The 21612-nt window shown below is 68.8% G+C and carries 19 protein-coding genes; 6 read left to right on the top strand and 13 right to left on the bottom strand.

What is annotated here, in order from left to right; genetic code table 11:
• Positions 1 to 298: 298 nt before the first annotated feature.
• The 4 genes from Q9R39_RS23225 to Q9R39_RS23210 all read right to left on the bottom strand — a co-directional run bounded on the left by Q9R39_RS23225 (position 299) and on the right by Q9R39_RS23210 (position 5070).
• A complete protein-coding gene (locus Q9R39_RS23225) occupies positions 299 to 1813 on the bottom strand; it encodes an acyl-CoA synthetase (protein WP_311278334.1) in 1515 nt (504 codons plus the stop codon).
• Between the two features lie 34 nt (positions 1814 to 1847).
• Positions 1848 to 2684 (bottom strand): SDR family oxidoreductase, encoded by an 837-nt coding sequence (locus Q9R39_RS23220; RefSeq protein ID WP_137809774.1) that lies wholly within the window; start codon positions 2682 to 2684, stop codon positions 1848 to 1850.
• A gap of 65 nt (positions 2685 to 2749) precedes the next feature.
• Complete coding sequence (locus tag Q9R39_RS23215; RefSeq protein ID WP_137809775.1) at positions 2750 to 3547, bottom strand: maleylpyruvate isomerase N-terminal domain-containing protein; 798 nt, start codon at positions 3545 to 3547, stop codon at positions 2750 to 2752.
• Positions 3548 to 3615: 68 nt separating this feature from the next.
• Positions 3616 to 5070, bottom strand: coding sequence for an aldehyde dehydrogenase (locus Q9R39_RS23210; RefSeq protein ID WP_311278333.1), 1455 nt, complete (start codon positions 5068 to 5070; stop codon positions 3616 to 3618).
• A 116-nt stretch (positions 5071 to 5186) separates the two neighbouring features.
• Here Q9R39_RS23210 and Q9R39_RS23205 point away from each other — a divergent pair, with 116 nt between their 5' ends.
• Entirely contained in the window at positions 5187 to 6209 is a 1023-nt protein-coding gene (locus Q9R39_RS23205) for an AraC family transcriptional regulator (RefSeq protein WP_065629277.1), read from the top strand.
• On the opposite strand, the gene glsA is transcribed toward Q9R39_RS23205, so the two are convergent.
• From glsA to Q9R39_RS23170, 7 genes are all read right to left on the bottom strand, one after another.
• Positions 6206 to 7471, bottom strand: coding sequence for a glutaminase A (gene glsA / locus Q9R39_RS23200; RefSeq protein ID WP_311278332.1), 1266 nt, complete (start codon positions 7469 to 7471; stop codon positions 6206 to 6208). The two genes, Q9R39_RS23205 and glsA, sit on opposite strands and share 4 nt — an antisense overlap.
• A gap of 22 nt (positions 7472 to 7493) precedes the next feature.
• Positions 7494 to 7865 (bottom strand): glyoxalase superfamily protein, encoded by a 372-nt coding sequence (locus tag Q9R39_RS23195; RefSeq protein WP_058253291.1) that lies wholly within the window; start codon positions 7863 to 7865, stop codon positions 7494 to 7496.
• A gap of 211 nt (positions 7866 to 8076) precedes the next feature.
• Complete coding sequence (locus Q9R39_RS23190) at positions 8077 to 8892, bottom strand: endonuclease domain-containing protein (protein WP_396275740.1); 816 nt, start codon at positions 8890 to 8892, stop codon at positions 8077 to 8079.
• A gap of 381 nt (positions 8893 to 9273) precedes the next feature.
• The gene (locus Q9R39_RS23185; RefSeq protein ID WP_078113059.1) at positions 9274 to 10155 is read right to left on the bottom strand and encodes a helix-turn-helix domain-containing protein; all 882 of its coding nucleotides are present in this window, start codon (positions 10153 to 10155) and stop codon (positions 9274 to 9276) included.
• Between the two features lie 58 nt (positions 10156 to 10213).
• Positions 10214 to 10540: a hypothetical protein gene (locus Q9R39_RS23180; protein WP_078113060.1), complete on the bottom strand. Its 327-nt coding sequence runs from the start codon at positions 10538 to 10540 to the stop codon at positions 10214 to 10216.
• 137 nt (positions 10541 to 10677) lie between these two features.
• Complete coding sequence (locus Q9R39_RS23175; RefSeq protein WP_068970782.1) at positions 10678 to 11217, bottom strand: RNA polymerase sigma factor; 540 nt, start codon at positions 11215 to 11217, stop codon at positions 10678 to 10680.
• Positions 11218 to 11280: 63 nt separating this feature from the next.
• On the bottom strand, positions 11281 to 11625 hold the full coding sequence (locus Q9R39_RS23170) for a hypothetical protein (RefSeq protein ID WP_311278331.1): 345 nt from the start codon (positions 11623 to 11625) through the stop codon (positions 11281 to 11283).
• Positions 11626 to 11784: 159 nt separating this feature from the next.
• Between Q9R39_RS23170 and Q9R39_RS23165 the strand changes: the two genes are divergently transcribed.
• The 3 genes from Q9R39_RS23165 (at position 11785) to Q9R39_RS23155 (ending at position 16905) form a co-directional block, all read left to right on the top strand.
• Positions 11785 to 13167: a dynamin family protein gene (locus Q9R39_RS23165; protein WP_311278330.1), complete on the top strand. Its 1383-nt coding sequence runs from the start codon at positions 11785 to 11787 to the stop codon at positions 13165 to 13167.
• A 69-nt stretch (positions 13168 to 13236) separates the two neighbouring features.
• Positions 13237 to 15090 (top strand): dynamin family protein, encoded by a 1854-nt coding sequence (locus Q9R39_RS23160; RefSeq protein WP_058253902.1) that lies wholly within the window; start codon positions 13237 to 13239, stop codon positions 15088 to 15090.
• A 45-nt stretch (positions 15091 to 15135) separates the two neighbouring features.
• Positions 15136 to 16905: an Hsp70 family protein gene (locus Q9R39_RS23155; protein ID WP_311278329.1), complete on the top strand. Its 1770-nt coding sequence runs from the start codon at positions 15136 to 15138 to the stop codon at positions 16903 to 16905.
• Between the two features lie 27 nt (positions 16906 to 16932).
• Here the strand turns inward: Q9R39_RS23155 and Q9R39_RS23150 are convergent, their stop codons facing one another.
• Complete coding sequence (locus tag Q9R39_RS23150) at positions 16933 to 17586, bottom strand: hypothetical protein (RefSeq protein WP_311278328.1); 654 nt, start codon at positions 17584 to 17586, stop codon at positions 16933 to 16935.
• 304 nt (positions 17587 to 17890) lie between these two features.
• Between Q9R39_RS23150 and Q9R39_RS23145 the strand changes: the two genes are divergently transcribed.
• Together Q9R39_RS23145 and Q9R39_RS23140 are read left to right on the top strand one after the other, a co-directional pair.
• On the top strand, positions 17891 to 18595 hold the full coding sequence (locus Q9R39_RS23145; protein WP_311278327.1) for a hypothetical protein: 705 nt from the start codon (positions 17891 to 17893) through the stop codon (positions 18593 to 18595).
• A 41-nt stretch (positions 18596 to 18636) separates the two neighbouring features.
• Positions 18637 to 19767, top strand: a complete 1131-nt coding sequence (locus Q9R39_RS23140) for a DNA polymerase IV (protein ID WP_311278326.1) — start codon at positions 18637 to 18639, stop codon at positions 19765 to 19767.
• Positions 19768 to 20349: 582 nt separating this feature from the next.
• Here the strand turns inward: Q9R39_RS23140 and Q9R39_RS23135 are convergent.
• Entirely contained in the window at positions 20350 to 21609 is a 1260-nt protein-coding gene (locus Q9R39_RS23135; RefSeq protein WP_311278335.1) for a DUF222 domain-containing protein, read from the bottom strand.
• Positions 21610 to 21612 lie beyond the last annotated feature (3 nt).

Raw genomic sequence — 21612 nt, 5'->3', positions numbered from 1 at the left:
ATCCGGCAAGTCTAGGACCGGCCAGATGCCACGGTGCGCGGTTTCAGGGAGCGCGACCCCCTCCGGCCTCTGCTCCCTGAGGAGCGTCACACCCTGCCCCCTGAGGTGCGAGGAGCGTTGGCGACGAGCCACGAAGGGCCTGGTGAGGCACCTTGCGAGCCCCTTCGTGGCTCGCTTCGCTCGCACCTCAGGGAGCATGGAGTTCAGACGCTCACGAATGTACTTTCGAAGTTCGCGACGGCCATCCCTCTGCTCCCTGAGGAGCGCCCGGAGCTTGCGGAGGGCGCGTCACGAAGGGTCACAGCTTCCGCTTGACCAGCTTCCCGGTCGGCGTGCGCGGCAACGTGTCCCGGAAGATGACCTCGCGCGGCAGCTTGAACTTCGCGATCCGCGGTCGGAGGTGATCCAACAATGCATCGGCGAGCTCGTCGCCGGCGTCCTGCCCCGAGACCGGTTGCACGACCGCCGTCACCCGCTCGCCGAGATCGGGGTCGGGTACGCCGATGACCGCGGCGTCGAGCACCGACGGGTGGGCGAGGAGTGCATCCTCGATCTCCCGCGGGTAGATGTTCACCCCGCCGGAGATGATCAGGAACGAGTCGCGGTCGGTGAGGAACAGGTGGCCATCGTCGTCGACGTAACCGACATCGCCGGTGGTCGTCCATGTCGGATGCTCGGGATGCTGTGCGCCACGGGTCTTCTCGGGGTCATTGTGGTACTCGAAGGGCAGCCGGTCGCGCTCGAAGTAGATCGTGCCGATCGTTCCCGGCGGCACCTCGGTGCCCTCGGGATCGCAGACCCGGATCGTGCCGAGGACGGCGCGCCCCACCGTGCCCGGGTACTCCAGCCACTCCGGGGTGTCGACGATGGTGAGACCGTTGAGCTCGGTGGACGAGTAGTACTCGGACAGGATCGGACCCCACCAGTTGATCATGGCCCGTTTGACGTCGACGGGACACGGCGCGGCGGCGTGCACCGCGACCTTCAGGCTCGACGTGTCGTACCGGGCCCGCACCTCCTCGGGAAGTCGGAGCATGCGCACGAACATCGTCGGCACCCACTGGCTATAGGTGACGCGGTGTTCCTCGATGAGGGCCAGCGCCCGTTCCGCGTCGAACCGCTCCATCACCACCACCGTGCCGCCAAGCGCCTGCACCGAGGCGCAGGTGCGAAGCGGCGCAGCGTGATACAGCGGTGCCGGCGACAGGTAGACGGTGTCGGGACCGACGCCCCACACGGACTGGTTCATCGCGATCATGGTGTCGCCGGGCTCGTCGACCTGCCGGTTCGGCAGTTCGGGTTTGATGCCCTTCGGTCGTCCGGTGGTGCCGGACGAGTAGAGCATGTCCGCGCCTCGCGGCTGGTCGGCGAGCGGTTCGGTCGACTGCGTCGCCGCGGCGGCGTCGAGGTCCTCGTGACCCTCGATCCGGCCGGAGTAGGCGAAGCGAGTCTCGACGCCGGGGGTGAGCGGGATCAGCTCGGCGCCGAGGTCGGCGAGAGCGGCGTCGACGATGAGGGCCTTCGCGCCGCAGTCGGTCACGATGTAGGCGCTCTCGGCGGCGGTGAGGTGCCAGTTCACCATCGTCAGGTAGAGGCCCGACCGCATTGCCGCCCAATAGATGTCGAAGATCCGCGCGGAGTTGGTGGCGAGCACCGCGAGGTGGTCGCCGGGACGCAGACCACGGTCGGCCAGGGCCCTGGCGACCTGGACCGACCGGGTCTCCAACTGGGTGAACGTGACCGTTTCACCAGAGTCGGCCATGATGACCGCGGGGTCGTGCGGGCGGGTGGAGAGATGGGCTCCGGGGTACATCAACACTCCTCGTGCATGAGTGGGGCGAGTCGTTCTAGTACAGGTAGTCCTCACCGCTGGCACGCACGGTGACATCGGAAAGGCTGATGCCCCACGGCTGGTCGATGACGTGGACGACGGCGTCGGCGAGATCCTCGGGCTTGATCAGCCAGTACTTGATCGAGTCGACGTCGGTGAGTTCGGCGGGCAGGTCGTCGTTCACGAGGGCCGTGACGTGCTCGCCGTAGGAGGCGGCGCGCTGGCCGACGAGGCCCATGATCGCGGTGTCGTTGACGATCCAGCTGGCGAGGTTGGTGCCGGTGATGCCGGTCGGCTTGACGGTGGTGACCTTGATCTTGCCCTTGGCCTCGATGCGCAATGAGTCCGAGATGGTGGTGACCGCGGCCTTGGTCGCGCTGTACACGCCCGAACCCTCGATGCCGGCATTGCCGTAGATCGACGAGATGTTGACGACCTGTCCGCGACCCTGCGCGATCATCTGGTCGTACACCGCGGAGATGCCGTTGACAACGCCCTTGATGTTGATGTCGATGGCGGCGTGCCACTTCTGCCAGGCCCGCGAGTGATCGGCGAAGTACGCCAGCGGCATCACGCCTGCGTTGTTGACGAGAACGTCGATGGCGCCGAACTTCTCGACGGCGGCCGTCGCCGCTGCGGCGACCTGCTCCATGTCGGTGACATCGGCGACCTGGGCGAGCGCCGACCCGCCGGCTGCGCGAATACCGTCGACGACAGCATTGACGTTGTCGGCATTGACGTCCACTCCGACGACGTGCGCGCCGGCGGCCGCGGTCTTCTCCGCGATCAGCTTGCCGAAGCCGCTTCCGGCGCCGGTGATGACGATGACCTTGTCCTTCAGGTACTCGGACATGGGGGTACTCCGTTTCTGTTCTGGGTGAGACGATCTGACGTGGATGCGTCTGGCGATGAGTGAGGTCAGACGATGTCGACGGCGTCAAGGACGCCTGCGACGCGCTGCCGGTCGCCGCTGACGGTGACCGCTGACCGCCAGGCGCTGCGGGTGGTGCCCCAGCGCAGGAAGTCGGTGGCCGAGGAGGTGGCGACGTCGGCCGGGAGGTCGGCGGTCTCGCGCACGGTGACGATCGTGCCCGCGGTGTCCCGGTCGAGGACGAACGAGCGATCCGTCGCGCCGGTGAGCCGCAGGCCGATCGGTCGCTCGAGTGTGGGATACAGTGCCGCACAGTTCATCTGGGGCAGCCCGGCGATCATCCAGTCGATGGCGGGATCGATGGCCGCGCTCACCGACACCTCAGCGGCGTCCAGCGGTCCGAACGGTTGCATCAGGTCGCTGGTGAGATGCACGAGGTGGTCGAAGGCGACGGCGTCGCTGAGCTGGCGCAGCCGGTAGGTGCCCAGGTCGAGCATGTCCAGCGGCTGGTCCCGCAGGTCCTCGCCCTGTAACGCGGCCAGGGTGGCGAGGCCGGCCTCGGACTGCGCGCGGTAGTACTCGACAGCCTGTTCCGACGACCAGTCGGCCCGCTCGCGTACCGCGGCGTCGTTGAGTCGCTCGGACTTTCCGCTCGGATTGTCGGGGAAGACCAGGTCTGGGTCGGCGATGAAGTTGAAGAAGAAGCCCATGTGGGTGACGACGTCGTGGACGCGCCAGCCGTGGCAGGCGCTGTCGGCCGCCCAGTCGGCGGGCGTGAGCCGGTCGAGCAGGGCGAGGGTGTCGTTCACCAGTGCCTTGGCAGCGGTGACTCCGGCATCGGACATGGCCGATCGCCTCCTTGGGATGATGTGGGAGATGCGTTGGGCGAGAGAGTGCGTGGGGAGTCGACCGCTCAGGCGGGCAGGAAGATCGACTTGAGGTTCTGGTAGGCGGCCAGGCCCTCGGGGCCGAGCTCGCGGCCGATGCCGCTGGCCTTGACGCCGCCGAAGGGCGAACCCCAGTCGAGGTTGAAGTAGTTGACGCCGAACGAGCCGGTCTCGACGCGACGGGCGACGTCGACGCCGCGATCGGGATCGGAGGTCCACACCGTTCCGCCGAGCCCGTACGACGAGTCGTTGGCCAGTGCGATGGCGTCGTCGACGTCGTCGTAGCGCAGCACGGTGAGGACGGGACCGAAGACCTCTTCGCGGGCGATGGTGGCCGAGTTGTCGATGCCGGCGAAGACGGTTGGCTCGACGAAGAACCCGCGGTCGACACCCGACGGCGTCCCGCCACCGGTGGTGACCGTGCCACCCTCGGTGCGGCCGCGCTCGATCAGCGACAGCACCCGATCCCGGTGCCGGCCGCTGGCGAGCGGACCGACCGCGACGGTCTCGTCCATCGGGTCGCCGACGGGCAGCGACGCGCACATCGCGCTGATGGCGTCGAGGTACTCGTCATAACGGCTGCCCGGCACCAGGATTCGGGTGGACATGTAGCAGGTCTGTCCGGTGTTGAGCAGGGATGCGGTGGCGAGTCCGCCGACGGTCTGCTCGAGATCGGCGTCGTCGAGCACCAGCGCTGCGGACTTGCCGCCGAGTTCGAGGGTCACCGGACGGATGAGTTCGCCACAGACGCGGCCGATCTCGCGGCCGGCCGGGGTCGAGCCGGTGAACGCGACCTTGTCGACGTGCGGGTGCGACACCAGGTGGCGGCCGATTTCGCTGCCGCCGTTGACGATGTTGAGGACACCGGCGGGCAGGTCGGCGGCGATGGCCGCCTCGGCGAGGACGTAGGCGTCGAGGCTCGTCTCGGGGGATGGCTTGAGGACCACGGTGCAGCCGGCGGCCAGCGCGGGCGCGATCTTGAACATCGAGAGGATCGCGGGGAAGTTCCATGGCGCGATCGCCCCGACGACGCCGATGGCCTCGCGGCGCACGATCGTCGAGCCGGGCAACGGCTGGCTGGTACGCGTCTCCTCCACCGGGGTGGCCTCGACGAGGTCGGCGTAATAGCGCAGCAGCTGGACCGGCGCGGCGCCCTCGGCGAACCGCGCCAGCGCGATCGGCATGCCGTTCTCGGACGTCACCGCCGACGCGCGGTCCTCGGCGCGCTTGTCGAGCTCGTCGGCGAACCGGCGCAGGTGTGCGGCACGGTCGGCAGGGGACAGGTCGCGCCAGCCCGACGACCGGAACGCGGTGCGGGCGGCCTCGACGGCCGCGTCGACGTCGGCGGTGGTGGCCTCGGGTACCGAGCCGAACTGCTCCTCGGTGAGCGGGGAGATGACCGGGATCGTCGCCGAACCGGCCGGCGCGCGCCAGCCGCCGTCGATGAAGAAACTCGAGCGGATGGTGTCGATGGTGGTCATGGGTACTCCTCGCTGAGTGTGTCGGCCGTCGAGCGGTCGGCGGCGTGTGTCCATGATCACTCCCACCCAGATCGGATTTCTTGACATCTCATGACGACTTCTTGACAGTTGATGCCATGGCCGACCTGATCTGCGCATCCTCGCTCAGTCAGTTACCCGAACTGATTGCCGAACACGATGGCGATGCCCGCGCGATCCTCGGCCGCGTCGGCATCGACCCGGCCGTCGTCGGCGCGTACGACCGGTTCGTCCCGTTCACCGCTCTGTCGACGGTCATCGGTCTGTGCGCGGCCGAGTTCGACGTCCCCGACTTCGGGCTGCGCCTCGCCGCCCGGCAGGACCCCGACATCCTCGGCCCGGTCGCGATCGCGGCCCGCAACGCCGAGACCGTCGGCGACTCGTTTCGACAGGTCTCGGCCTTCGCGCACGTGTACAGCCCGGCCATCACCGCCCAGATGCACTACGGCGAGCGGGAGGTCGCCTACGAGTTCGATACCGTGCTGCAGCGTGTGCCGTACCGGCCGCACGTCGTCGAACTCGCGATGGGCGTCACCCGGTCGACGTTCGCGATGACGCTGGGCCACGGCTTCCGCGCGAACCGGATCACCTTGGCGCACCCGGCGATGTCCGAGCCGCGCGTCTACACCGACTATTTCGGTTGCCCGGTCGAGTTCGAGGCGCCGGCCAACCTGGTGGTCTTCCCGCGCGGGGTGATGCAGCAGACGTTGCGGCGGGTCGACCCCCTGGCCTACGACGTGGCCATCCGATTCATGACCGGACACGATCGCGAGAGGGCCTTCGGCGAGGCGGTCTCGGCGCTGATCGTGCGCGCCCTGCCGGCGGGGGCGGCCACGCTGGAGGCGGTGTCGAAGCTGCTGATGATGCACCCGCGTGCGGTGCAGCGGGGTCTGGCCGACGAGGGCGCGACGTTCGAGCAACTCGTCGACGACGCGCGCCGCGACCTCGCCGTCTCACTGCTGTCGAATCGGGGTGTCCCGCTGGCGGCGGTGGCGCGGCAGATCGGATACTCCGAGCAGAGCACGCTGACCCGCAGTTGCCGACGCTGGTTCGGCGTGCCGCCGCTGGCGAAGCGCCGCGAGCTGACTGCCCCGGGCCAGGACTTGTCCCGAGATCTCTAGGAGTCGTCGCTGTCCGGGGTGTCGTCGCTGTCCGGGGTGTCGTCGCCATCAGAGAAGTCGTCGTCAGCCGAAGCGTCGTCGAAAATGTCATCGGGGTCTTCTATGCGGACGTCGTAGTCGTCTCCGAGGCGGCGGGCCACCTCGCCGATCAGTCGTCGGGCGGCGTCGTCCATCACGCGGACATGGGTCAGATCGAGGACGACGGCGTCGGTGCCGAACCCCTCGCACGCACGGTTGGCGAGGATTTCCGCACCCGCGAAGCGCACGTCGCCCTGCAGCTCGACGACTGTAGTGCCGTCGTGTTCGGTCACCGATCGCAGCGCGGGCCGACCGGTGGGGGCCACGTGCATCATGTGCAGTTCCATGTCGCGGGACAGCCGTTCGAAAACGGCGACGCCGCGCACGCTGTTGCCCTGTCTGTCGAGCTGCGGCGACCACACCGCGAGCCCTACCTGGCCGGGCAATACGCCCAGGATCGCGCCGCTGACACCGCTTTTCGCGGGGATTCCGACCGTCGCCATCCAGCTGCCGCTGCCGTCGTACATGCCGCACGTGGCCATGACCGACAGGACGTGCCGGGTGATCCAGCCTTCCAGGAGGCGCTCGTCGTCGCCGGTCGACAGTCCGCCGTTGGCGAGTACCGACCCCATGACGGCGAGGTCGCGGCAGGAGACCCGGATCGAACACTGGGCTGCGTACCCGTCGACGACCTCGTCGGGTTCGCAGTCGAGTTTGCCCGCCGAGCGCAGCAGGTAGGCCAGCGCGGTGTTGTGGTCGTCGGAGGCGAGTTCGGCGCGGTGGACCTCCTTGTCGACCGAGACCTCGCGTCCGGCGAGAGTGCTGACGAGGTCGATGACGCGGTCGACGCGTTCGTTGGGATCCGCGCCGTTGACCATCCCGTGCACGGCGACGGCGCCCGCGTTGATCAGCGCGTTGCGCGGCCGACCGGTCTCGGCCTCGAGCGAGATCTCGTTGAAGGCGTCGCCGGACGGTTCGGTGTCGACGCGTTCGAGTACGGCGTCGAGCCCGCGGTCGCGCAGGGCGAGCGCGTAGGCCGGTACCTTGCCGATGGACTGGATGGAGAACTCGTGATCGGCGTCGCCGGCGGTGTACACGGTGCCGTCGATAGTGGCCAGGGCGATACCGAACGACGACGGATCCGCCTGCTCGAGTTCACGATTGCCGGTCGCGACCTCACCGCCGTCGTCGTCGCGGCATTCGGAGAGTACGCGTTCGAGGTAGTCGTCGATGGGGGAGCGCATATCCCACGGTAGCCACCTGGGCTCAGTTCTGGCGGTACGGCATGTACTGCACCGACCAGTGGTTGCCGTCCGGATCGTCGAAGTACACGAAGTGGCCCCACGCCTGTTCGTCGATCTCGCCGGGGTCGACGCCGGCCGCGAGCAGCTGCTCGCGGGCCTCGTTGATGTCGGTGACGACGACCTGCAGACCCTTCACCGATCCCGGTTCCGCGTCGCTCAGTCCCTTGCCGAAGGCGATGGAACACGCCGACCCGGGCGGGGTCATCTGGACGAACCGGATCTCGTCGGAGACGACGTGATCGTGGTCGACGTTGAAGCCGATCTTGGAGTAGAAGTCTCGCGCCCGGTCGACGTCGCTGACCGGCAGGATGACGAGTTCGAGTGTCCAGTTCACGGTTCCTCCTGGGGTTGTGGTGTGACACCAGCTTCTCAGGGCATGCGGACAGTTACGGTCCTTATTCGGAGACGTTCGCCCGCATCCGAAAGAACCTCAGAACCGCTGCTGTGTGGGGTGCAAGCGATGCCCTCCCTCTGCTCCCTAATCCGAAAGAACGCCCTGCCCCTTCTCCCTGAGCTGAGGAGCGCCCGGAGCTGGCGGAGGGCCGTCACGAAGGGTCGCCCCGTCGGCGGATGCGGTGCCGGTCGGGGCGTGTCAGCGCGCGGATCTCCTCGAGGACCTCCTCCCAGTCGTACAGCACGTCGTCGTAGGTGAGGCGCATCGTCATCCAGCGGTCGAGCATGGTCATCCGGTCCCGCCGACGGTCGTTGCGGAATGCGGCTCGGTCGGAGTGGTACGACTCGCCGTCGCACTCGATGAGCAACGAACCCGTGCGGAGATCAGCGTGTTCGCGGTCGCCGATCGACGGTTGCACCTCCACGTCGAATCCCGCGGCGATGAGCCGGAGCCGGACGAGCGACTCGATGCCGGATTGCGAACGGGCATCACATCGGTCGAACATCGCCGAGACCGCACGGGTTACACGACCCATCTCGGCCTGGAGGTCCGGGATGGTCAAGTCGGTGGCGTTGAGGACCGAGTCGACCACCGCTATCCACTCCTCGGCCGGAAGGCACCGTGCGGCGCAGCCGACCGCCACGGCGATCGGGTCGACGGCCGTCGTCACGGGGAGCGGGCGGCCGAAGCCCTGGCACCACCGGAACGGGCCGCTGGGCTTCGTGGCTGACTTCGCGTGTTTGCTGAGACGAACGTGGGTCTCGTTGTGGCCCGGCGGTATCCAAAGATCCGGCAGGCCGCGCCGCTGATGGAACCGCAGCGCGCTGATGCAGGACAGCGCACCTCCGGCCGTCACCGCGGACACGACGTGGGGGTCCGCCGCGGACGTCCGCACCCAGCCGTATCGGAGCGACGTCAGGGTCTCGGCCTTGCGCGCCTGCGCAATGGCATCGGGCGCCCAGCCCATCGCGGTCAGTTCTCTCAGCGAGTACACGCCACAATCCGAAGTCACACCTGCTTTGACGCACGGAACCGGTCGGTGGTTTCGTCAGATCGGGCCGGGTGTGGAAAGTGTTGTCCCCGTGAGAGTCGTGGGAGGGCAATATGCCCTTCGAGGTCGCTCATGGGGACGAGACTTTGACTCACCCCGCCGAGAACCGGACCGTGGTGCGGATCTGGGTGGCTCCGGGGTGGTCACAGGCGGTAGTCGTGCCGGCTTTGGGCGTGGCCAGGCGCGACGGACCGGTTCCTAGGCTTCGTCGGGCCGGGTGTGGAAAGTGTCGTCCCCGTGAGTGTCGTGGGAGGGCAATGTGCCCTTCGAGGTCGCTCATGGGGACGAGACTTCGGCTCACCCCGCCGAGAACCGGATGGCGGCGCGCACCTGGGCCGCGATCGCCCGCCCGGCGTCGAGCGGCCATCGGTGCATGACGTAGTCGGCGGCCGCGTCGATAGTGAGTTGGCGGGTGGAGTTTCCCGCGCGCACCCAGAACTCGGGCGGGGCGTTCTTCCCGGCCCGCAGGTAGACCGGCCGCGGGGACGGTGAGCACGTCACCCGGCAGACCGGGACGTCCCCCGATCCGTCGGGCCGCGCGACCGATTCGACGGCGATACCGACGGCCGCCGCGGTGTTCTGGCCGAGGGTCGTGGTCAGCAGATCGCGCAGCCACAGTTCGAAACGGTCGGCGTCGGGCACCTTCAGCGTCGCGAAGTCGGGTTCGAGACCGAGCGGGGTGCCGTCGTCGGCGACACCGATGAGCAGGGTGCCGCCGTCGGAATTGAGGAACGCCGACACCGTCTTGACGATCACCTGTTCCATGCGCGGGTCCTTCTCGCCGCTGCGCAGGTTGACCCGGGCGGTCGACTTGAACTCGAGTCGATCGGATTCGCCATCGGAGAGCAGTTGCGCGACAGGGGTATTCGATTGCCGTTGCAACCGGGCCGCGAGCAGGCCGTACGCGCCCACCGCCACGACCGAACTGATCAATCCCAACACGACCGTCGTCACGCTCCACACCCGGAGGTGTTTGTCGACGAGGCCGGCGATGTAGAGGCCGAGCGCGGTGCCGAGGATCGACAGCACCATCGCCGTCGTCGCGTCGAGGCGGGCGCGTCGGCGCAGCAACCACCGGGCGACGACGCCGAACACCCACGCGACCACCAGCACCAGTACCAGCGCGGTCGCCGTCGCCCAGACCGGTACCGCGAACTCGATTCCGCCGATCGTTCCCACACAGCTTTATAGCCCGGAGCCTCGCTCAGCGAGGCTCCGGGCTATAAGAACGTCGAACTCAGACGGCGTCGCCGCCGTCGATGCTGCCGAAGTCGCCGACCTCGACGTTGCCTTCGTCGTCGACGGCGGTGTCGAAGGTGCCGTCGCCGTCGGTGTCGGCGACGGCGATGTCGGTGTAGCCGTCGGCGTCGGTGTCGGCTTCGATGATGTCGATCTCGCCGTCGGCATTCGTGTCGTAGGCGATGGAGTCGGCCTGGCCGTCGCCGTCGGTGTCGAGGATGGCGTCGGTGGTGCCGTCACCGTCGACGTCGGTGAGTGCGGCGTCGACGGCTCCGTCGCCGTCGGTGTCGACGAGTACGGCGTCGGCGGGGATCTCGGTGCTCATGGTGGGTCCTTTCGGGTTTCGGCGCGGTGGTGCCGGCGGGTTGTGAAGTGCTTCTGGTTACTTGGAGGTGAGTCTGCCCCGGTTTGTTCCCCACGGCCTCGAAGTCGCGTCGGGATCATTCGCGGGGAGTACCCCCGTCAGCGCAGATCGGCCAGCAACTCCGACAGGAGGGACCGCGCGCGGGAGATGCGACTGCGCACGGTCTGCAGGCCGATGCCCTGGGCCTCGGCGATCTCGGAGTAGCTGAGCTCGCCGTAGACGCGCAGCACGAAGGTCGCCCGATAGGCGTCGGGAACCTGCGCCAACGCTTCGGCGATCCGGTCGGACACGACGACCTGCGCCGCGACGTCCAGATGGCTCATCGGGTCGTGGTCGGCGATGTCGTCGGCGTCGGTGCGTTTGCGGATCCGGGCGAGCGCGGCGTTGGACCCGATGCGGTACAGCCAGGTCGACAGTTGCGCGTCACCACGGAAGTTGCCGATGGCCCGCCACGCGGCGACGAGCGCGTCCTGCATGGCGTCCTCGGCGTCGTGCTGATTGCCGGTGATGCGTAAACAGATGGCCCACAGCCGGTCTCGATGTTGTTCGACGAGCGTGGTGAAGGCCGCCTGATCGCCGGCGCGGGCGCGTTCGAGGAGGTCCGCGCCAGAGGTGGATTCGTCGATCAACGACTGCACCCGCTCATCGTAGGGCCGTGCCCCGACCATGGCAGCACATCGCGACTTTCGGTGCCGCGCAGCTCAGAAGTCGTCATCGAATGTCCCGTCTTCCACGGGATCGACGACGGGATCCCCGTCGTCGCCGAAGACGTCGTCAGAGCTTTCCCCGGAGTCGTCCCCGAAGTCACCACCGATCGGATCGTCACCCGCGAGGTCGGATTCCGCAGGCACCTCGCCGTCGAACTCCTCGTCCGCCGGATCCGGCCCGGGTGCGGCGGTCAGGTCGGTGTCGAGTTCGTACGACGGGTCGAATGCGGTTCCGACGGCGGTCTCCCACGCGCCCTCGGGCACGCTCAGCTCGCCGGGCGGGTCGGTGTCGCGTAGCCAGTCGTCGAAGCCGCTGTCATCGTCGAGGTCGTCGGTCATGGTCGTTCGCCTCCGCAGGTATCTCTGTCATCCGGTCGACTGCCGGGCGCCGAGGAGTGATGGACAATTCTCGGCACGTACCTAGGAGTGTCGCCGAGCCCGGAATGTTCCCGCCGGATCGGAAGAAGTCTCGGGAGGTCAGATCTCGTGGAACAGCGCATGACCGTGCGTGGTCGCGTGGAGCAGTTGCTCGACGAGGTGGGCCTGCTGGCGCCGGACCCGGCGACGATTCCCGCCCTGCGGGCCCGACTCGCCGAACCGCTGACCGTCGCGCTCGTCGGACGCGTCAGCTCCGGCAAGTCGACGCTGCTCAACGCCCTCGTCGGGGACCGCGTCGCCCCGACCGACCGCGCCGAGTGCACCCGCGTCGCCGCCCTCTACACCGAGGGCAACCCGCAGCGGGTCGAGGTCATCGGACTCGACGGCACGGTCACCGAACTCCCCGGACCCATGCGCGGCGACCTCGGCCGGCCACCGGAGGACATCGACCACGCGATCGTCCACACCCCTTCCCGGTTGCTGCGCGAGCGCTTCCGCGTCATCGACACCCCCGGCCTCTCGGGTTTCACCGACACCGCCGAGATCGCGACCCGGCGGGTGTTCGGCGGGCAGAGCAGGCTGGCCCGGCCGGACGTCGTCCTCTTCCTGCTCGACGACGCCGCGGGACCGAAGGCCGACGAGGTCGCCTTTCTCGCCGACGCCGGTGCGTCGGCGCAGAACACCATCCTGGTGATCTCCCAGGCCGACCTCATCGCCGCCGACAACCCGATGCTCAAGGCGCAGGAGATCGCTCGCCGGGTCTGGCGACGCTTCCCGGCGATCGCGGGCGCCGTGGTCGCCGTGTCCGGGCTGATGGCCGAGGCGGGCGTCTGCGGGGTCACCGAACGTGAGACCGCCCAGATCTCGCGCCGGGGACAGCTCGAGTCCTGGGAGCTATTGACCATCCTCGACGGCGGGATGCCCGCGCCGCCGGGGATCGACGTCGACGAACTGGGCCGGCTCGAGCAACTCGTGGGCACCTATGCGATGGACGCCGGGGGCGAGATCGCGCGGCAGGGTGCACGGGCGTACAGCGAATGGCTGCACCGGGTTTCGGGCATCGACGAGTTGCGGCTGGCCATCGGCCGACGATTCCTGGCCGTCGGCGACATCCTCAAGGCACGCACGGTGCTGGCCGCGCTGCGCGAGTCGGCCTACCGCAGTCCGCGACGCGACGTCTTCCTGGAGGCGATCGACGAGGCCGAGACGTCCCCGGCGCTGCACCGGCTCCGCGAGATCGCCGCGCTCGAGGCACTCGCCCGGTGGCAGCCCGACAGCGAACTGGTCGGTGAGCTCAACGTCGTCGTCGCGAGTCGCGATGTGCGCGTGCTGTTGTCGTTGCCGCCGAATGCCGCACCACCGGCGATCGCGGACGCCGCGCGGCAGCGGGCCACCGACTGCCGGTCGCGGCGCGCCTTCGCGGCGACGTCGGCCGAACGGGAGGCGTTGCTGGTGCTCGAGCAGACCTACCAACTCGTCCGGCGCGGACTGTGGGTCAACTGACGTGATGGACGACGAGGAGCGCAGGGTGAACGAGGAGAGCAGACGGTGACTTCCAGCGAACCCGCCGCCATGTCCGGGGCTGGGGCCAAGGGACTCGAGAAGGCCCCGGCCAAGAGTGCGACGCCGACGCCGGAGGCGGTCCTGCGCTCGGCGATCGACGCATTGCGCAAGCACGGCGAGGACGCCATCGCCGACCGCGCGACCCGCGTCCGCGACCGACCGGCACCGCAGGGAACCGTGGTCGTCATCGGCGAGGTCAGCCGGGGCAAGAGCTCGCTGGTCAACACGCTTCTCGGGGTCGGCGACCTCGCGCCCGTCGACGCCGAGATCACCACCTCGGTGTACGTCCGGTTCACCCCTGCAACCGACGACCTGCCCGCCGGCACCGCGCTCGTCGAGTTCCCCGGTGCCGCCCACCGCATCCCGGCGACCGAACTGTCCGACTGGGTGACCGTCGGCGGGCGCCGCGCGGCCGGGGTGCCGGCGGAACGTCTCGCGCCCGGCACGCCCGTCGATTCCGTTCTCGTGCCCCCGGTCTCGGCGCGGGTGGGGGTCGACGCCACGGTGCTGCCCGGCGTCACCGTCGTCGACACACCGGGTGTCGGGTCGCTGGTCCCCGAACACGTCGAGGCCGCGGTCAGCGCGGCGCGCGGCGCGTCGGTACTGGTGATGGTGTGCGACGCGACCGCACCGCTCAGCGCACCCGAACTCGACTTCCTGCGCAGTGTCAGCGAGGAGGTCGCCTCGGTGGTGCTGGTGGTCACCAAGACCGACCTCGTGATGCGGCAGTGGCGGACGATCGTGGCCGAGAACCGAAAGCTGATCGGCGCCAACGCACCTCGCTTCGCGCACATCCCGATCATCGGTGTGTCCAACCGCATCGCCGCCCAGGCCGCGGCGATCCCCGATCCGGACCGTCGTGAACGGGCCCTCGCGGCGTCGGGAGTTCCCGAACTCGTCGACGCCCTGACACCGCTGGTCCGCGACGGGGCCGCGTCGCCGGTGCGCAACGCGCTACAGCTGACGTTCGCCGGGCTCGACGACGTCCGCACGCGTCTGGTCCTGGAGATGAAGGCCGCCACCGCGACTCCCGCCGACCGAGCCGACATCGAAGCCGAACGCGACCGGCTCCAGCGCCTCAAGGATCGGCGTCGGGAATGGCGGGCGCGACTCACGCAGGACATCACCGCGGCGTCGCTGCAGACCGACGACCTCATGCGCGACCGCTTCGACAAACTGCTGGGCCAGTGGTCCACGCGTATCGACAAGTTGCGCTTCTACGAACCGCACCGGGCGGGCCAGGAGCTGATCGCGCAGATGACCGTCGACCTCGAGGCCGCCGCGCGCGAGGTGAGCGCCTCGTTCGTGGCCGGGATCGAGCGGATCGCCGACGCGCTGTTCGCCGATGCCGCCATCTCCGACGAGCTGGTCGGGCAGATCGCCGGCAGCGCGGGCGAGCTCAAGCTCCGTGAGCAGGAGAAGATCTCGCCGTGGAAGAACATGGTCGACCCGATCCTGCTCTCCATCGTCGCCGCCGGCGGCCCGCTGGCGATCATCCCGGTGGTCAACGTGGTGGCGGTACCGGTGTGGGCGGGCGTCGTCGTCGGGTTCCGGGCGTCGAAGGTCGGCAAGGAGAATCACCGCAAGTGGTTGACGAAGGCGGTCGCCGACATGAAGGCCGACGTCCGGTCGCAGCTGCAGTCGATCAAGGCGCAGGCCAGCGGTGACCTGCAGATCGCCTACGACGAACTGCTCGAGCGGCTCCTCGCGGAGTCGACGAAGATCCTGAACGACGCCGCTGCCGATGCCAAGAAGTCGGCGGCCGAGCGGGAGAAGATCGCCCAGGATCTCCGCAACCAGATCATCGCGGTCGACAACGTGCGCAAGTCGATCGCCCGGGTACTTCGAGCGCCCGCCGGATGAAACCCGCTGTCATGTGTAACGATCTGCACCTGAGGAGGTGGCCACGTGGCGCAGGAGAGCAGGCGGCGACTGTGTATCGACTTCGGCACCAGCAACACCGCGGCCGCGTACCGGGTCGGGTTCGGCGAGCCGGTCATCGTGCCGCTCGGCCCGGGTGGACCCGCGATGCCGTCGGCGGTGTTCGCGGCTGACGCGACCGTCGTGGTGGGTCACGACGCGGTGCAGCGGAGGTTGCAGGCACCCGACGCCTTCGAGGACACCCCGAAGTCGCGTATCGACGACGGCGAGATCGAACTCGGCGACCGGTTCTGGCCGGTCGAGGATCTGATCGCCGCAGTGCTGCGGCACGTGCATCAGTCCGCGTTGCGCCACAGCGGACTGCCGATGTTCGACTCGATCGTGCTGACCCATCCGGACCGCTGGAGCGAGCGACGCAAGAACGTCCTCCGGCGCGCGGCGCAGCGGGCCGGCATCCCCGCCGACGCACTGCGTGTCGCCTCCGAATCACTCGCTGCCGCTTGGTACTACGTGTACCGCGGACATGACGTCAGTGGTGGCGAACGGATGTGTGTCTTCGACTTCGGCGCCGGCACGTGCGACGTGGCGGTCCTCGTCCGCGACGGCGCCGAGGGGTTCACCGTCACCGGGTCGGGCGGCGACAACCACCTCGGCGGCCGGGACCTCGACGCCCGGATGATCCGTTGGGTGCACGACGAGGCCGCCGAACTCGACCCCGACCTCCCGAGCCGGCTCCGATCCCCGGCCGCCGCGATCGCCTTGGCCGATCGGGTGCGGACGGCGAAGGAAGCGCTGTCCGACACCGCGCAGGCCGTCATCGAACTCCCCGGCACCCGGCACACGCTGCTGCTGACGCGACGCGAGTTCGAGGCGATGATCGGACCGTTCGTGGAGCGGGCCGTCGAGCTGACCCGGGACGCGATCGCGCGGGCCGACGCCGCGGGTACCGGTCCGGGCGGGCCGGTCATCGTCTACGTCACCGGCGGGACCAGCAGCATCCCGATGTTGCAGTCCGCGCTGTCGTCGGTCGGCCGGGTCGCCCGGATCGGCGACCCGAAGGTCGTCGTCGCGCAGGGTGGGCTCCTCCGCTCGACCAACGTCGTCCCGGGGACCGAGGCCAACAGCTTCGACGCCGGGCGCGAGACCGATCCGCGGCGGACCGTGGGCCCGGCGGTCGACGCATCGGGTCGTCGAATCGCGTTCCCCGCGTTGCCCGGCGGCTCGGTGATCGCCGCCGTCTCGGTGCGCAACGGCCAGCCCGTACGCGCGGGGGAACCGCTCGCGACCGTCGATTCCCCGGCCGGACGGGTGACGATCGACGCACCGGTCGCGGGCACGGTGCACGGCCTCGACCTGCGGTCGGGCGCCGCCGTCCAACCGGGTGCGGTGTTCGCGGCCGTCGGACCGGTGGACCTGCGGCCGGACCAGTGGCCGAGGCTGCATCGGATGCCCGCCGGCACATCAGTGGTAGCGGCGCGGCCCGTGACACAACCGGTCGTCCCGCAGCCCCTCGCACCCCAGGCTGTTGCCCCTCCTGCCCACATCTCGCAACCCGGTTCGGCGCAACCGATTCCGGAACCGGGGAAGGTGAATGCGTTCGGACTGGCGGGACTCATCGTGGGAATTCTCGGGTTTCCGCTGTGCCTGGGCACGATCGTCGGCCTGGTACTCACGGTCGTGGGCATCACGCGTGCCGGTGGCCGCCGCGATGCCCTCACCACGACGGCGCTCGTCATCAACATCCTGGGCGCCGTGGCCTGGGTGGCGTTCGTCATCTGGGCGGTCGTCAGCGGCTGACCCGCGTGCCGACGCGCAGGTCGTCGGTCAGGGGTGGCTGTCGATGTCGAACTGACGCCACGCGGCGTCCCACTCTCGTGACCGGTGCCGATCGGCGACCAGGCGCACGAGCACGGTCGAGCCCCACCAGACGAGCACGACGAGCATCACCACCCCGGCACCGGCGATCAGGCCCTCCATCACGGCGTCCGTCGTGGTCACGGGCGGGCCCACCACCGCACCGGTGTCATCGAGCCAGACGGTCCGGACCCGGCCGACGGCGTCGAGTGGCTCGGCGCCGACGGTCGCCGTGAGCCGGTGACCGTTCGGGTCCTGCCACGCCACGGTGGTGTGGTCGGTGGTGTTCTGGCCGCTGTCGTTCGCCACGTCGGCGCTCGGAACGCCGACGCCCGGGACGCCGGCACTCGGTGCACCGATGCGTGATTCCCCGTTGCCCTCGACGGACGTGCGAATGATGGTGGCGCTGACCGAATGTCGGGGTTCCTGGTGCTCGATCGTCGCCTTGTGCGCCGCATAGGTGTTGCCCCCGACGGTCAGGGCGACCATGAGCCCGGCGAGTGCTGCGATCCACAACATCACGAGTGTCGCGGTTTCCAGGCGGTCGGCGCGGCGGACCAGGCCATTCGACGATGCGTGCATCACGCGCCAGCAGTGGAGTTCGCGGGCGAGGAATCGCAGCATGTCCCCCTCCTGATGCCGGTCGCCCCTTACATGGTCGTTGCCGGTGGCCCGCCGGGACAGGGCCTTTGGTCCCGAAACGGGCGCCGCACCGGCGTGTTCAGTCATTCGACTCACAAACGATCCGTGCTCGGCGTATCCTCGCACTGCGCCGATGGCCGACATCGTGTGGGGGTGCCGGGGCGTAGGGGGTCGACTCGAGGGGCGGGATCTCGCTCCTCGTCGGTGTCCACGATCGTCATGGTTCGACAGGTCGTCGACGGTCGTGGTCTGAGTGGAGGGGTTGACGTTGACCAGCGTTGTGTCTGTGGGTGCATCGAGACGCGGTGCGCGCACGTTTCTCACGTCGTCGGCGATCGGCCAGGCGATCGACATCGAGGAGTCGATCGTCCTGACCGGGTACGCGGCACTCGCCGAGAGTTCCGCGGACTTCGGGGTGACGCCGGACCTGATGCGTGAGGTCGACGCGGCCGTGCACCGGCACCGGGCGATCATCGCGCGGCTTCGGCTGATGCGAACCGAAGCTGTTGCTGCCGAACAGGTCTCGTCGCCGCACGACGAGGCGCTGGCCGTCCTGGGTCTCGGTGGTCCCGATGGTGATCCGATCGCCACGGACGTCGAGACGTCCAAGGCGGTGCGGGCGTACCGTGCCGCCGGCCACGATGCCCGGCATTCGGCGCTGGTGGCCGTCGCGTACCTGCTCGCCGCGACGCACGCGCTGACCGACCCGACGAACTGTGGGACCGCCTCGCCCGCACTCAATCTCATGCCCCCGCCGCTGCATCGGGATCGCGCCCTCCTGGAGAAGGTGCTGACCCACGCCGTGGCGATGTCCGACCCGACCACCCGTGCGGAGCTGGCCGCTCACATCACCGCTGCGAGTGCCGCGTTCGCCGACGCCGGCGGTGGGGCCGACCGTTCCCTCTCCGTGCTGCGGTACAACCCGCACTCGTTGCGCACCTCGTGCCGGTCGATGGGTCTGGGCGAGGTCGACATCTGTGTCGCCGGCTGATCTGATCGGCCACCGGGCACGCGGCGATTACTCTGGGCGTCGTGACCACGTCGGTTTCGCAGCGCTATCGGTGGCTCCTGCACGTCGATCTCGACCAGTTCCAGGTGGCGGTCGAGCGGCTGCGGGCCCCCGAACTGGTCGGGGTGCCGGTCATCGTCGGCGGCAACGGCGATCCGACCGAGGCGCGCAAAGTGGTCACCTGTGCGTCGTATGAGGCGCGCGACGTGGGCGTCCGTGCGGGGATGCCGTTGCGGGCGGCGCACCGCAAGTTGCCCGACGCGGTGTATCTGCCGCTCGACATGGGCGCCTACGACGCGGCGTCCGCCGAGGTCATGGACGTCCTGCGGGCCACCGGTCACCCGGTCGAGGTCTGGGGCTGGGACGAGGCGTACCTGGGGGTGAGCGCGCGCGGGGCGGAGGTCGACCCCTTCGACGACGCGGCCATCATCGACCTGGCCGAACGGATCCGTTCGGAGATCCTCGACCGGTGCGGGCTCACGAGCTGCGTCGGGATCAGCGACAACAAGCAGCGCGCCAAGATGGCCACCGGATTCGCCAAGCGTCCGCCCGGCGGCGCGCGGAGCGGTGTCGACGCACCGCGCGTGTTCGTGCTCGACGACCGCAACTGGCTGGAACTGATGGGGGACCGACCCACCCGCGACCTGTGGAGCGTCGGGCCGAAGACGTCGGCGAAGCTCGCCGCCGCTGGGATCAATACGGTTACCGAGCTGATCGCCGCTCCGCGCGACGACTTGATCGCCACCTTCGGTCCGCACCAGGGCAATTGGCTGTATGTCCTCTGCCGCGGCGGCGGTGATTCGACGATCACCGCCGAACCCTGGCTGGCGCGTTCGCATTCCAAGTCCCGCACGTTCGCGACCGACCTCAGCGACGCCACCGAGATGCGCGCCGCCGCCGCGGATCTCCTGCGCGAGTTGCTCGATCAGGTGGTCGGCGAGGAACGCCTGCCGTTCCGGGTCGCGGTGACCGTCCGCACCACGACGTTCTACACCCGCACCAAGTCGAGGAAGCTCCCCGCGCCCAGTCTCGACTTCACCGAACTCGAGTCGGTGGTCGCCGACCTGCTCACCAGGTTCGACATCGACCGCCCGGTCCGCCTCTTGGGCGTACGCCTCGACCTGGTGACCGACGAGGAAGGCGCTCCAACTTGAGGCGCCACCTCCGCCTCCCGGAAGGCTCTACCAAGGAGCGCAGTGGACCTCAGCCGGCGGGACTGTCGACTGTCTCGCGTACCCGCCCCGATTCGTGACCGACAGACTTCAACTCGACTCCTAGACCTCGATCGAAGTCTGCCGGTCAAGTTGAGGTCTGCCGGTCGCCGGCCCGACGTCTGCTCATAGTTGCTCTGCTTGACCCAGCGGGTCGCTTTCCACACTCCGGAGGGCGCGGCCGACTACTGCTCCCCGAGGAGGCCGGAGCTTGCGGAGGCCGTCATGAAGGGGCCTGGTGAGATGCGTCGCCGTCGCTGGCACTCCTCGCACATCATGGAGCAGGGTTTTTGCAGTCCTTTCGGATCAGGGAGCAGAAGGGACGCTCGCGGCTCGCGACCCAGGGAGCGGGGCGGGGCGGCCCGCAAGCTCGCTTCCAGGTTTCGCGGCCCCCTGCGGGCCGTGCCTGGCCCACGATATTTGACCGGGTACGGAGCCGACTGGGGTGTTCACTGTGGAGTTGTCAAGGGACGGATGCGGTCCCGGGTGTGGCCCGGGTGCGGAAGGTGCTGCGCGAAGGTGTGGTCAAGCGGCGTCGTCGAGTCGCATGGTGCGTCGGTTGTAGGCGGGTAGTGGCCGGCGGTGCGGGTCGATCGACGCGGGTGGGATGAGCCAAGGGTGCCGGTCGTAACCGATGACGATGTCCCAGCCGTGGTGGTGGACCTGGGTGTGGCAGCGTTGGCAGAGCAGGCAGCCGTTGTCGAGGTCGGTGGGTCCGCCGTCGGCCCACGGCTTGATGTGGTGGACCTGGGTATGTGATGGCGGTGCACCACATTTGATGCAGCAGGCGTCGCGGATGATGATTGCTTTGCGGAGGTGTGCCGGATACAACCGGTGGGTGTGGCCCATCTGCAGCGGTACGCCTTCGCTGTCGAGGATGATCTCGGTCAGGGATCCGTCGCAGGAGACCTGTTTCGCGGTGGCATGGCTGACCGTCCCGGTCCACGGCAGCGTTGCGAGTTCTCCGGTGGCGGGGATGGTCAGCATCAGTTGCGTGCGTGGACTTCCGACGGTATCGATGGTCGCGCCGATCGCGGCTTGGTCGAGGATCAACTCGAACGCGTCGGCGCGGCGCTGCTCGGCGGTGCGTCGGTCGGCGGCGCCGTCGGGTTCGGGTTTTGGGCAGGACCGTTCGTCGATCATCGTCAGGAACTTCTCGCCCACGACCTGGGTGAGGTCGGCACGCACCTCGACCCGGCCGTCGTCGGTGGTGTGGGCGGTGACCGCGTTCATCGATGGGTCGTCGGCCGCGGGAAGGCCGGTGTCGGAGTCGTCGGCGAGGTCGTTGGCGATCGCGCGGGCGTGTTCTAGGACCTGTGTCGGGGTCGCGCCGGACAACGCTTGTGCGATGAGGTCGCTTTCGTATTGGGATCGGTCACCGTCGGAAAGCGCCTCACCACAACGCTTGTCGATCTGGTGCATGCCTCGGACGATGGCGTCGACGACCTCGCTGGACAGCCGCCCGTCGGCGGCATGCCGCGCTGTGGCCGGCAGAGTGGGCAGGGCGTCGACACTGCGCATGGTGCGAAGAGCGGCCGCCGGGGCGTGGCCTGACTCGATCAGCAGCTTCTTGGTGGTGCTGCCGGCTTTCTGTGCGACGCCGATGACGTCGAGTTGCGCTGCGTGCGTGACGATCTGATGATCGGCAAGGTTGCGGATCAGGCGCCACGTGTCGAGGGCGTCGAGTGTTTCTCTGCCTGTTGGGTCGTCGGCGGGCGGGCTGGTGTCGATGAGTTGATCGAGGAGCGTGGTGAGCTCTGGCATGACTCCAAGGTACCGGAACATGCG

This window comes from Gordonia sp. AC31, assembly GCF_031844505.1.
GTDB lineage: Bacteria > Actinomycetota > Actinomycetes > Mycobacteriales > Mycobacteriaceae > Gordonia > Gordonia hongkongensis.
Note: the sequence above shows the minus strand (reverse complement) of the source record. Positions and strands in the feature narration are given on the sequence as shown.